Here is a 12,924-nt window from a genome sequence, read left to right as displayed (position 1 = left end):
TAGTATTTTAATCAAAAAGCAATGAAAAGTAATTGACGTTAGTCATTGAGGGTGGGATAGATTCATGTTGCACGTGTTAATTGGGATAATTGTAATAGCAATCGTAATTGCGGTGGGGTTGTACTTCTTTCAACACTCGACCATCAATAAAGTAAACGATTTGCAGGCCTTGAAGCAAAAGCTGGTGGGGATGCATGTTGAACAAAAGCTTGCTGATGGAGCCAAAATGAGCTTGACCGGTGAATCATTAGACGAGTTTAAACAGCTGCAAGCTGATTACGCACAAGTTGATGATAATCTGTTCAAAGCCATTGACCAACTTGCTGATGAAATTCGGTTGGAAGCCCGGGGCATTAACTTTGTTAAGGTCCGTCAAGACTTGCAAAAACTTGAAAGTTTAGTTAATGACGCTAACCGCATTGTTAACCATACCCGTGAGTCGTTAAGTGAACTGCAAAAAATTGACGATCAACATCGCCAGGCCGTTTTAAAACTGGAAAAGAAGTACCAAGGATTACGAAAAAAGTTACTATCCGAAAACTTCAAGTTTGGCCCGAGTATTGACCAGTTGGAAGACTCATTGTCCAAACTGGAAGATGAATTTGATAAATTTAGCACGCTGACATCTCAAGGCGACCACGTCACAGCCCAAACTGTGTTAGTAGAACTTGAGAAAAATACCACCCATTTGGAACAAGTGATTAACACCGTACCAAAATTGTATGAAGTCTTGGACGTCCAATATCCAGAACAATTACAAGAACTACAAAGCGGTTATCAACAACTGAATAGCGAAGATTATCAATTTGCCGATGCTGATATTCCCACTCAAATCGCTAACATTGATAAGCAACGCACTGAAACGTTGACCAAACTCGCTGAGCTAGAAATTGAAACAGTTCAAAAAGCGCAAGCAAATATTGAACGCCAAATTGACCATTTATATGATGTCATGCAAAAAGAAATCGATGCCCGTCCTCAAGTGGCAAGCTTAGTTGATGAGATTTCTAAGTTTATTGTGCATGCGCAAAACCAAAATCATGAACTATTGATTGAACTTGACCGACTCAGCCAAAACTACACACTGGATCATGGTGAACTGGAAACAGCCCGTGGTTTGACTGAACAAATCAAGCAAATTGAACACATTTATCAGACTGATGTCACTGCCACACATAATCATACGGCGATTGATAGCCAAGTGTTGGCCCATTTACAAGATTCCAAAGAATCATTGACCCAGATTGAAAAACAACAAACCGAGATCAATGATAGCGTGGCGGATTTGCATAATGATGAAGTGCGCGCTAAAGAAACGTTGAAGCGTTTTGCTAACGAAATGCGTAACATCAAACGCCAGGTTGAAAGTTTGAATTTACCTGGTATTCCAAAGTCATACATGGATTATTTCTTTGTGGTCAGCGATGAGATTAAAAAGCTGGATCATGATATTAATCGCATTAAGATTAATTTGGAAGAAATTACAAAGCAATTATTAATTGTCCAAGCTGATTTGGAAACCCTCCAAGAAAAAACAGCTGATTTAAGAGATAGCTCGCAATTAGCCGAACGGTTGCTCCAATATGCCAACCGCTACCGTGATGACAACGAACAAGTTGATAGTGCAGCGAAAAAAGCGCAAGAATTATTCAATCACGATTTCAATTATTCAGGTAGTTTAGAAACGATTGCCACTGTTTTAGACAAAGTTGAACCAGGTTCTTATAAGCGTCTAGAAGATAGCTACTATGCAACCCGATAAAAAGTGTGACTACGGTCACGCTTTTTTTGTTTTTAAATAGATAGGAATCTGCTATAATGGGAGCGCTGTTTAATCGAGTCGAACTAGTTTTTAATGGTTCTATCCCCATTAAAAACATAATCTTGCAGGTTGGCGTACTCATCTGTAGGCGCCTGCTACGAAAAGAAGGACAAATATGATTTATTTTGACAATAGTGCTACGACACAAGCGCTACCAGAAGTATTAGATACCTACCAAAAAGTCAGCCAGCAAATTTGGGGCAACCCCTCTAGTTTGCACAATTTTGGTGAAGCGGCCTGGAATTTACTGGAACAATCTCGCAAACAAATCGCGACACTCTTAGGCGTGAATCAAAGTGAGATTTTATTTACCAGTGGCGGCACGGAAGGCGACAACTGGGTTACAAAGGGAACTGCGATCGAAAAGCGGGCCTTTGGCAAACATCTTATTACCACAGCCGTTGAGCATCCAGCAATTCATAATTCAATGGAACAATTAGCCCAGTTAGGTTATGACATCACTTATTTACCAGTGGATGACGAAGGCCGAATTTCAATTGATGCTTTAAAAGCAGCCATCAGACCGGATACGATTTTAGTGTCTGTCATGGCAGTGAATAATGAAATTGGGACGATTCAACCACTACAAGAAGTGGCAGATGTCTTGAAAGACTATCCAAAGATTCATTACCACATTGATGCCGTGCAAGGCATTGGCAAAGGCATTCAATCGTTGATCTTTAATGATCGCGTAGATTTTGTGACTTTCTCGGGTCATAAATTTCATGCACCCCGCGGCATCGGCTTTATGTATGCCAAGCAAGGGCGTAAATTGGCGCCATTGTTAACAGGTGGTGGTCAAGAACGTAACCTTCGGAGTGGAACTGAAAATCTGCCAGCAATTGCGGCGATGGCTAAGGCGTTGCGGTTGTTATTAGACAACGAGCAAGCTAACGTGAAGCGCGAACGTCAGATTAAAGAAGCCATTTACAATCATGTTAAGGACTTTGACAACGTTCAAGTATTCTCGCAAGACACTGATGGCTTTGCGCCTCATATCTTATGCTTTGCCATTGTTGGTGTGCGTGGTGAAACGATTGTCCACGCCTTTGAAGAACATGATATTTATATTTCGACAACTAGTGCCTGCTCATCTAAAAAGCACCTGGCTTCGAGCACTTTAACTGCCATGAACGTGCCAGAAAATGTGTCAACCAGTGCAGTCCGAATTAGCTTATCCGATAAAAATACACTGGCTGAAGCTAAACAATTCAACCAAGTGTTTGATCAGTTATACCAAGAATTTAAAAAAATTACCGCCTAAAGAAGGGAGGCCAATAACATGCAATATAGTGAAATTATGGTGCGCTACGGTGAATTATCTACCAAGGGCCACAACCGCAAGAGTTTTATCGATCGGCTCGGCTCCAACGTCCGCAAAGCACTTCACAGCTTTCCAGAAGTCAAAGTGGCTGCCAATCGTGATCGCCTCCACGTGAGTTTAAACGGGGCCAATAGTGATGACGTGATGAAACGCCTGAAAATGGTGTTTGGTATTCAAAACTTTTCACCATCGATCCAAGTTGAGCGTACATTTAACGCTGTTAAAGCGGCTGCTAAGCAAATGGTGGCTGAACAATTACAGCCCAATATGACTTTTAAAATTAACACGCGTCGTTCGGATCACAATTATCCAATGGATACCAACCAAATGAACACAGAGTTAGGTGGTTATCTCTTAGATGAATTTGATGATCTCAGTGTTGACGTTCACAATCCCCAATTGGTGATTCGTGTTGAAATCCGTAGCAACGGCATTTTCTTATCAAGCGAAACCATTGACGGGGCCGGGGGCTTACCTGTTGGCACTGCTGGTAAAGGAATGTTGATGTTATCTGGTGGTATTGATTCACCAGTTGCTGGATATCTGGGGATGAAACGTGGTGTTTCCATGGAAATGGTGCATTTCTTCAGTCCACCATACACCAGCCAACAAGCCTTAGCGAAGGCTAAGGAATTAACTGGTAAATTGGCGCAATTCAGTGGCAGCATTCGTTTCTTACAAGTACCATTTACCGAGATTCAAGAGACCGTTAAAGAAAAGGTGCCCGAAGGTTATTTGATGACGGTGCAACGCCGCATGATGTTGCGTTTAACGGCAGCATTAGCAATCAAACGCCATGGTCTGGCCATTTTTAATGGCGAATCATTAGGTCAAGTGGCCTCACAAACGATGGAAAGTATGGTCGCCATTAATGACGTCACAACGTTACCAATTTTGCGCCCGGTTGTGTCATTAGATAAAACCGAAATCATCAAAATTGCTAAAGATATTGATACGTATGAACTATCAATCCTGCCATTTGAAGACTGTTGTACCATTTTTGCCCCACCAAGTCCGAAGACCAAACCAAACTTAGAAAGAACCAGATTATATGAAGCGCGGTTAGATATCGAAGACTTAATGCAACGTGCTTTGGATGGTGTTGAAATTACTGAAATTAGAGCTGGAGAAGAATTTTTGAATACCCAGGAAGACGTTTTTGCAGAGTTACTATAGTGTGTGGAGAAAGCCGCTTAGGTTCTGAGCATTAACGTAAATAAAGGCATAGTCACAGGGTTTGTGACTATGCCTTTATTTGGGTTAAGCGCAGGAACCTGGCTTTCGGAACAGTCCTAAGCAAAAATCATAGATTCGACACCTCGCACAAACCCCTAATATTTAACTTGCATTCACAAACTAAGTGTTGTAATTTAAATACAATTCAAAGCGCTTTGGTTAGCGAAAGGAGTCGAACATCGTGGAAGTTACAAGAGATGGAGAAGTTGAACAATTGGTTGGCAACCCACCTGAGGTTGGCGAACAATTACCGCACTTTAAGGTGTTTAATGCGCAGGATCAACGTGTTAAAACTAGAGAATTAATTGGTAAACCATTAGTCATTAGTGTGGTACCAGACATTAATACCCGCATTTGCAGTTTACAAACTCGCAAATTTAACAAAACCATGGATCAATTTAAAGATGTTCGATTCATTACTGTTTCAACCAACACACCCGCTGAACAAGCTGCTTGGTGTGCGGCTGAAGGGGTTGAACAAATGGAAATGATGTCTGATAAAGAAGAATCATTTGGCTATGAGATGAAATTATTAATTCCGCAAACCGGCTTGTTAGCTCGTAGTGTGTACATTGTCGACGAGAACGGCGAAATTATTTATCGTCAAATCGTCGAAGAACAAGTTCACGAACCTAACTATTTGGCGGCTATCAATAAATTGAAAAAATTGACAGGAAGCCTTGACTAACTGGTCGTGATTGACTATTATTTAGACCAATAAGCGTTGAACAAGAGAGTAATTAATCTGACGTGTTTAGAAAAAAGATCGTTTAACTGAAAGATCTTTCGCATCAGGTTAATGAAAGTAGCTTGCGAGCAGATTTTTTGAACTTTAGTAGAAAAATCCGGAGACATTCCGTTACCAATGATTTAAGTGGAGCCAATCTGGCTCAATTTAGGTGGTACCGCGAGCAATCGTCCTATTTTTCAATAGGACGATTTTTTTTATTCTCATAACGCAAATTGAAAGGAGAACCATAATGACAAAAGAAATTGACATGTCGACCAAATACGATCCTCAAGCAGTTGAAAGTGGTCGTTATCAAACTTGGCTTGATGATGGTGAATTTAAACCAAGTGGCGACAAAAAAGCACATCCATATTCCATCGTTATCCCACCACCAAATGTTACTGGAAAACTACATTTAGGCCATGCATGGGATACCACCTTGCAAGATATGATTATTCGCCAAAAAAGAATGCAAGGCTTTGACACATTATGGTTACCCGGCATGGACCACGCCGGTATTGCCACCCAAGCTAAAGTGGAAGCGCGTCTGCGTGACCAAGGCATTTCCCGCTATGATTTAGGTCGTGAGAAGTTTGTGGACCAAGTTTGGGAATGGAAAGACGAATACGCTGATATTATTCATCAACAATGGGCTAAATTAGGCTTATCTCTCGACTATGATCGCGAACGGTTTACCCTAGACGAAGGCTTGAGTAAGGCTGTACGCAAAGTGTTTGTGGACCTGTATAATAAAGGACTCATTTATCGTGGTGAATACATAATTAACTGGGATCCACAAGCAAGAACAGCGTTGTCTGACATCGAAGTTATCCATGAAGACGACAAAGGGGCCTTCTACCACGTTAAGTATCCATTTACAGATGGGACAACATTTGATGGCAAGGACTATATTGAAATCGCCACAACTCGACCAGAAACCATGTTTGGTGATGTGGCAATTGCCGTTCATCCAAGTGACAAGCGTTATAAAGACTTAGTTGGTAAAAAAGTACTCGTACCACTCGTTGATCGGGAAGTCGAAATCATCACTGACGAATACGTTACCCCAGACTTTGGAACTGGAATGGTGAAGATTACCCCAGCGCATGACCCTAATGACTTTCAAGTGGGTAATCGGCATGACTTACCACGCATTAACACCATGAATGAAGATGCTTCGATGAACGAAAATGCCGGTAAATATAACGGCATGGATCGTTTTGAAGCGCGTAAAGCGATGGTTAAAGACCTCGACGAACAAGGTTATTTGATTAGTGAAGAACCAATTGTTCACTCTGTTGGTCATTCAGAACGGACCGGAGTTCAAGTTGAAGCCCGTTTATCAACACAATGGTTCGTTAAGATGGAACCACTAGCTAAAGCTGCTTTGGCTAAACAAGATACTGATGATCGCGTTGACTTTGTTCCACCACGTTTTGAAAATACCTTTACGCAATGGATGGAAAACATTCATGACTGGGTTATTTCACGACAACTTTGGTGGGGTCATCAAATCCCAGCTTGGTATCATAAGAACACTGGTGAAGTCTATGTTGGCATGGAAGCGCCTAAGGATCCCGAAAACTGGACCCAAGAATCTGACGTGCTTGATACTTGGTTCTCAAGTGCCTTGTGGCCATTTTCAACCATGGGTTGGCCCGACACTGATGCTGATGACTTCAAACGCTACTTCCCAACCGATACCTTAGTTACTGGCTATGATATTATCTTCTTCTGGGTTGCGCGGATGATGTTCCAAAGTACTGAATTTACGGGTCGGCGCCCATTCAAAAACGTGCTCATTCACGGTTTAATTCGTGATGAACAAGGTCGTAAGATGAGTAAATCATTGGGTAATGGGATTGACCCAATGGACGTTATTGAAAAATATGGTGCTGACGCCTTACGTTGGTTCTTATCAACCGGCTCAACGCCTGGTCAGGATGTTCGCTTTAGTTACACCAAGATGGATTCAGCTTGGAACTTTATTAATAAGATTTGGAACGCCAGTCGTTACGTTATCATGAACCTCGATAAGATCGATACACCAAAATTACCAGATGCATCTCACTTTGATTTAGCAGACAAGTACATTTTGAACCAACTCAATCAAACCATTGAACAAGTGACACGCTTGTTTGATAAGTTTGAATTTGGTGAAGCTGGCCGTGCATTATATAACTTCATTTGGAATGATTTTTGTGATTGGTACATTGAAATGTCCAAAGAGAAGTTGACTAGTGGGGATGAACAACAACAAATCGACACCCAAAACATTTTGGGTTACGTTTTGGATCAAACGCTCCGGTTAATGCACCCAATCATGCCATTTGTGACTGAAAAACTATGGCTCACGATGCCACATAGTGGTAAATCACTGGTTAATGCCGCTTATCCTGTGACCCATGATGAGTTCAATAATCAAGAGGCTGCGGATCAAATGAACAGTTTGATTGAACTTATCAAAGCGGTTCGTAATATCCGTAATGAAGCCGGCGCACCACTTTCTAAACCAGTTGATATTTTGATTAAAACGGATGACACGAAGTTGAAAGATGTGTTTGAAAGTAATACGGAATACATTGAACGCTTCTGTCACTCATCAGAATTAAACATTGGCCCAGATATTCAAGCGCCTAAGCTCGCAATGAGCGGTATTTTAACTGGTGCTGAAGTCTACATTCCAATGGCTGAATTGGTTGATTTAAAAGAAGAACAAGCGCGCCTCGAAAAAGAAGTTGCAAAACTAGCACAAGAAGTGCAACGTTCTGAAAAGAAATTGGGCAACGAACGCTTCGTCGCCAACGCCCCTGATGCGGTGGTTGATGAAGAACGCGCTAAAAAAGAACAATGGGAACAAAAATTAGAGGCTGCTAATCAGCGTTTGGCATCACTTAAAAACGCCTAAGTATCCTAAAAAGAATGTAGACAAAACGCTCGTTTTGCTGCATTCTTTTTTTGGAGGGGAAACATGATTGAAACATATGAAGAAGCATTAAAATTTATTCACGGTCGTACGAAGTTTAAAAAAATTCCGACCCTAACCCGAATGCGTAAATTGATGCAGTTGCTTGGCAATCCGCAAAATGAGTTGACGATGATTCACGTTGCTGGGACCAATGGCAAAGGCTCAACGGTTGCGTTTTTACGGTCATTATTTCAAGCGACTGGCCAGACTGTCGGCACGTTTACGTCACCTTTTTTGACGCGTTTTAACGAGCGCATTAGTTTAAATGGGGATCCAATTGCCGATGAGCAATTAGTGACGATAACGCGTCAAGTTAAGGATGCTGTTGATGAACTAGATCAAAACTTGCCAGAAGGTGGGCCCACTGAATTTGAAATTGTTACCGCAATTATGTTTACCTATTTTGCTCAGGTGAAACCAGATATTGTGCTTGTTGAAGTTGGAATTGGTGGCTTGTTTGATTCCACCAATATCATTACGCCAAAAGTGAGTGTGATTACAACGGTTGCGTTTGATCATATGAAATTATTAGGGAACACACTGACTGAGATTGCGAGTCAAAAAGCAGGAATCATTAAACCGGAAGTGCCAGTAGTGGTCGGCAAACTCGGCGATGAGCCGTTGGCCGTAGTGCGTCAAACAGCGCATGATCAACAGGCACGTCTAATTGAACGTGATCGCGATTATCAAGTGGTCGAAAAACCAGCCACGCAGTCAAATTCGGAACGCTTTACCTATCAAGGTGTGACGTTAGATCATATCGTTGAATTTGAAACACACTTAGATGGTGAATTTCAAATTGATAATGCGACGACAGCGTTAACGGCTTTTTTGACTTATCAAGAATTGAACGCGATTCCGATTAATGTGGCTGATTTGAAAACAGGCATCCAGCAAGCAACTTGGCCAGGACGTTTTGAAATTTTAAATCAAGAACCGTTGGTCGTCATCGATGGTGCCCATAATGTTTCGGCCATTCAAGCGCTGACACAACTATTAAAAGACAAGTATGCGCATACGCAAATTTATATTATTTTAGCGATTTTAGCTGATAAACAATTTGCAGAAATGGTCGATGAATTGTTGAAGTTGCCAAATGTCCATTTAATTTTGACGACTTTTGCGGGGCCTAGTAATGCCCGACCGTCAGCCAGTGTGACGGAATTGTTAGCTCATCACAAACAACGTCAGCAGATGACGGCCATTGAAAATTGGCAAACGGCGTTAGCACAAACGGTCAGTGAAGTTTCAGCTGACGATATGATTTTATTTACTGGTTCATTATATTTTATTTCAGATGTGCGACATTATTTTGTAGATTAGTCATCATTTCTCGTAGTTAATTAACGAGAGGGATGATGATATGGATTTCACACCAACAAAACTAAATTTAAACCAGTTTGATGATTTTGAATTAATTAATCAATTTTTTGCATCACTACAAGTAGCAGACGCTGAGGAACTTGCGGTTAATTTTATTAATTGGTTCCCGACATTAGGCGATTACAAGACGGCTAGTCAAGAAACAAAACAGACGTTTTTGCAAGAACAACCAGCCGCAGTGCAGTCCTTAATGATGGGCATTGAGTTAGGAATCCGCACGGCTAACGCACCGCGGCCAACGATTGGCAAAGTGTTAAATAGCCAGCAGATTGGTGAGATTTTAGTTGAACAATTTCAAAATGACTTACAAGAAAATCTATGCCTACTATGTGTGGATGTTAAGCACCGCATTATCAGTCAACAAGTGGTTTTTACAGGGACATTAACAACGTGCCCGGTTCATCCACGAGAAATTTTTGCGATTGCTTTAGAAAAACGAGCACAAGCCGTGATTGTGATGCATAACCATCCTAGCGGCTCGGTTGAACCGTCGGAAAATGATTTAGAATTTTCGAAACGGTTAGCCGAATGTGGTGAGTTGTTAGGTATCGAATTATTGGATAGTTTTATTGTTGGGCACAATGATTACTTGAGTATGCGCGAAACGCAATTGATTGAACCATCGAACAACTGATTCGGTAAAGGATTGGTTAAATTCTCACTTAGCACTTAATAAATCGCCGAAACTAGTTTATTCTTAAATTCAAAAGATAAGTGAACTATCGAAATGTCTATGCTATAATATCAATATTATTGCAGTGAATTAATAATTTGCTTAATGAAGGGAAGAAATACTTTGCTAGGACTCGGTAATAAAAACATTGGAATTGACCTTGGTACCGCAAATACCATTGTTTACATTGACGGAAAAGGAATCGTTTTAAGAGAACCATCAGTTGTGGCTAAAAACACAAAAACTGGAGCCGTTGTTTCAGTTGGATCTGCAGCACGTGAAATGATCGGTAGAACCCCATCAAGTATTGTGGCGATTCGCCCCATGAAAGACGGTGTTATTGCTGATTATGATACGACTGTTGCAATGATGAAATATTATATTGAAAAGGCATTAGGCAAAAATGGTGGGAAGCCTTTTGTCATGGTTTGTGTACCAAGTGGCGTTACAGAAGTTGAAAAGCGCGCTGTCATCGATGCAACCCGTGTTGCCGGTGCTCGTGATGCATATGTCATCGAAGAACCATTTGCCGCTGCGATTGGTGCCGGTCTACCAGTTATGGATCCAACCGGTAGCATGGTCGTTGATATTGGTGGGGGAACTACTGACGTGGCAACCATTTCACTTGGTGGGATTGTTTCAAGTCGTTCAATTCGCCTCGCCGGTGATAAGATGGATGAAGCCATCGTCTACTATGTGCGCCAAAATATGAATCTCTTAATCGGAGAACGAACAGCTGAAAAACTGAAAATGGACGTGGGTTCTGCTTCAGAAGAATTTGCTAAGGAAATGGGCAGTACAGAAGTACGTGGTCGTGACTTAGTGACTGGTCTGCCAAAGACAATCGAAGTTTCAGCAGTTGACGTTGCTAAAGCGTTACAAGATGTTGTAACTGAAATTATCGGGGCAATTAAAGAAACCTTGGAAGAAACATCACCAGAAATTGCTGCTGATGTGATCGACCACGGGATTGTCTTAACTGGTGGTGGTGCTCTCTTGAAGCACTTACCAGAAGTAATTGCAGATGCTACCAAAGTGCCAGTGTTCATTGCGTCAGAACCATTAGATTGTGTCGCAATCGGAACCGGTGAATCTTTGAAGAGTATCGATGTTATGAAGAAAAAATAAGATTAGTTAGCATTTAAAATCATGAAAACGGGGCTGAAAAAAACGATTGTTTTGGTCAGCCCCATTGATTTGGTACAAACTGCAGTGGAGGATCAGCATGCAAAAGTTCTTTTCAAATCGACGATTAGTCCTAATTATCGTGGCACTCATCGTGTGTTTTGGTTTAATGGGTGGCTCAGTTGCGCTGCGCAACAAAAAAGCCACACCACCATTAATTCAACAGTTTGGTAATGATATTGTTGGTTTTGCCAGCACTGTCATTGCTTATCCAGTCAATTCTGTTTCTGGTGGATTTGATTCCGTAACTGAATTAATGAACGCGTACCAGGAAAATCAATTATTGAAAAAACAAGTGAGTGAACTCGCACAGGCCAAGGTCAGAGATCAAACACTTGCTCATGAAAATCAACAATTAAAAAAGCAATTGAAATTGAATAATTCACTAACTGATTATACAACGGTCACGGCTTCTGTCATGACCCGAACGCCGTCAGCGTGGCAAGATCAACTGACCATTAATAAAGGCCAAACGTCAGGCATTACTAAAAATATGCCTGTGTTGTCTGGTGCAGGTTTGGTCGGCCGCATTGCCGAAGTGAACAAGACGAATAGTAAAGTGGAACTGCTCAGTAACAGTAATGACGCTACTAATCGTTTTGCCATTCAAATTACCAACAGTAATGGCCAATCCGTCAATGGTATTATTACTGGCTATGATAAGGCGACTGGTGAACTGATTATGGGTCAAGTCACTTCCAAAGTGAAAATTGCGAAGAAAACCAAAGTTATCACTAGTGGTATGGGTGGTGTGACACCAAAGGGCTTGTATGTTGGAAAAGTTAGCCGCGTGGCCAAAGATGATTACGGGCTAGCCCGTAAGATCTATATCAAACCAGCTGCCAACTACAATGATGTCAACATTGTCACCATTGCAGAATTAAACAAATAGAGGTGGGAATATGTATCGATTATCGCGATTGAGATTTGTGTTTCCCATTGGCTTGTTTGTCATGTTTGTTTTAGATGGCTCGGTTAGCAAAGTGTTTAGCGGCTTTTTGTTCAGCTATCCATATGCAATGGTGAGTCACTTAATTGTGTTATGGCTAGTGTTAGCTTGCTTTTTTGAAGAAGATGTCCACATTCCAATTTATGGGTTTTCGGTGGCCGTCGGTGTCTTATGTGATGTGTATTATTCAAGCATTTTAGGATTATTCATGTTTCTATACCCTTTGATTGTCTGGCTGACAAAACTCATCGCGCAATATTTTCCAACTACGTTTTTAAGCGTTTTGATGATTTTCTTTATTGATATTGCGATGTTTGAGTTTTTGAATTTTATCGCATACGCCGCCACGGGTGTGATGAAAGCTAACTTTGCCAACTTTTTGTTGTATGATTTGGCGCCAACCTTAGCTTTAAATTTAATCTTTTTGGTTATTTTGTACTTCCCAATTCGCGCACTATTCGATAAATACCGGGTTGCTAAGCGTGCTTAAAAATTTCTCATACTTTTTTAATAATTAGTGTTGACAGAAATTTGAATGTAGGTTAGTATTGTTTTCAACATAAAAACAGTGAACAGACTAGTAAAGAATTTTACAGGTTCAGAGAGCTTCTGGTGGTGAGAATGAAGCACTGATTTTTCTTGAATCACATCTGT

The 12,924-nt window shown here is 41.1% G+C and carries 10 protein-coding genes and 2 other annotated features (1 of these 12 cut by a window edge); all 10 genes read left to right on the top strand.

Features of this window, described 5'->3' with window-relative positions; translation table 11 throughout:
- The first annotated feature begins 64 nt into the window (after positions 1–64).
- The 10 genes from ezrA (at position 65) to mreD (ending at position 12,760) form a co-directional block, all read left to right on the top strand.
- Entirely contained in the window at positions 65–1,762 is a 1,698-nt protein-coding gene (gene ezrA, locus ACYVQZ_RS05300; protein WP_461240366.1) for a septation ring formation regulator EzrA, read from the top strand.
- Positions 1,763–1,937: 175 nt separating this feature from the next.
- Entirely contained in the window at positions 1,938–3,086 is a 1,149-nt protein-coding gene (locus ACYVQZ_RS05295; RefSeq protein WP_461240365.1) for a cysteine desulfurase family protein, read from the top strand.
- Between the two features lie 18 nt (positions 3,087–3,104).
- On the top strand, positions 3,105–4,322 hold the full coding sequence (gene thiI, locus ACYVQZ_RS05290) for a tRNA uracil 4-sulfurtransferase ThiI (protein WP_461240364.1): 1,218 nt from the start codon (positions 3,105–3,107) through the stop codon (positions 4,320–4,322).
- Positions 4,323–4,563: 241 nt separating this feature from the next.
- Entirely contained in the window at positions 4,564–5,070 is a 507-nt protein-coding gene (gene tpx / locus ACYVQZ_RS05285; RefSeq protein WP_461240363.1) for a thiol peroxidase, read from the top strand.
- A gap of 27 nt (positions 5,071–5,097) precedes the next feature.
- Positions 5,098–5,308 (top strand) — a binding site (T-box leader).
- 54 nt (positions 5,309–5,362) lie between these two features.
- Complete coding sequence (locus tag ACYVQZ_RS05280) at positions 5,363–8,020, top strand: valine--tRNA ligase (RefSeq protein WP_461240362.1); 2,658 nt, start codon at positions 5,363–5,365, stop codon at positions 8,018–8,020.
- Positions 8,021–8,083: 63 nt separating this feature from the next.
- The gene (locus tag ACYVQZ_RS05275; protein WP_461240361.1) at positions 8,084–9,403 is read left to right on the top strand and encodes a bifunctional folylpolyglutamate synthase/dihydrofolate synthase; all 1,320 of its coding nucleotides are present in this window, start codon (positions 8,084–8,086) and stop codon (positions 9,401–9,403) included.
- Between the two features lie 40 nt (positions 9,404–9,443).
- A complete protein-coding gene (locus ACYVQZ_RS05270) occupies positions 9,444–10,097 on the top strand; it encodes a JAB domain-containing protein (protein ID WP_461240360.1) in 654 nt (217 codons plus the stop codon).
- Positions 10,098–10,259: 162 nt separating this feature from the next.
- Positions 10,260–11,264 carry a rod shape-determining protein gene (locus tag ACYVQZ_RS05265; protein ID WP_461240359.1) on the top strand — a complete coding sequence of 335 codons (1,005 nt, stop codon included), beginning with the start codon at positions 10,260–10,262 and terminating at the stop codon, positions 11,262–11,264.
- Between the two features lie 97 nt (positions 11,265–11,361).
- Positions 11,362–12,213, top strand: a complete 852-nt coding sequence (mreC, locus tag ACYVQZ_RS05260) for a rod shape-determining protein MreC (protein WP_461240358.1) — start codon at positions 11,362–11,364, stop codon at positions 12,211–12,213.
- 10 nt (positions 12,214–12,223) lie between these two features.
- Positions 12,224–12,760, top strand: a complete 537-nt coding sequence (gene mreD / locus ACYVQZ_RS05255; protein ID WP_461240357.1) for a rod shape-determining protein MreD — start codon at positions 12,224–12,226, stop codon at positions 12,758–12,760.
- 69 nt (positions 12,761–12,829) lie between these two features.
- Positions 12,830–12,924 (top strand) — a binding site (T-box leader) (it continues 135 nt past the right edge of the window).

The sequence above is a fragment of the Paucilactobacillus salsurae genome (genome assembly GCF_054784995.1).
The sequence above is the reverse complement of the archived record's forward strand: the minus strand, read 5'-3'. Positions and strand labels throughout refer to the sequence as shown.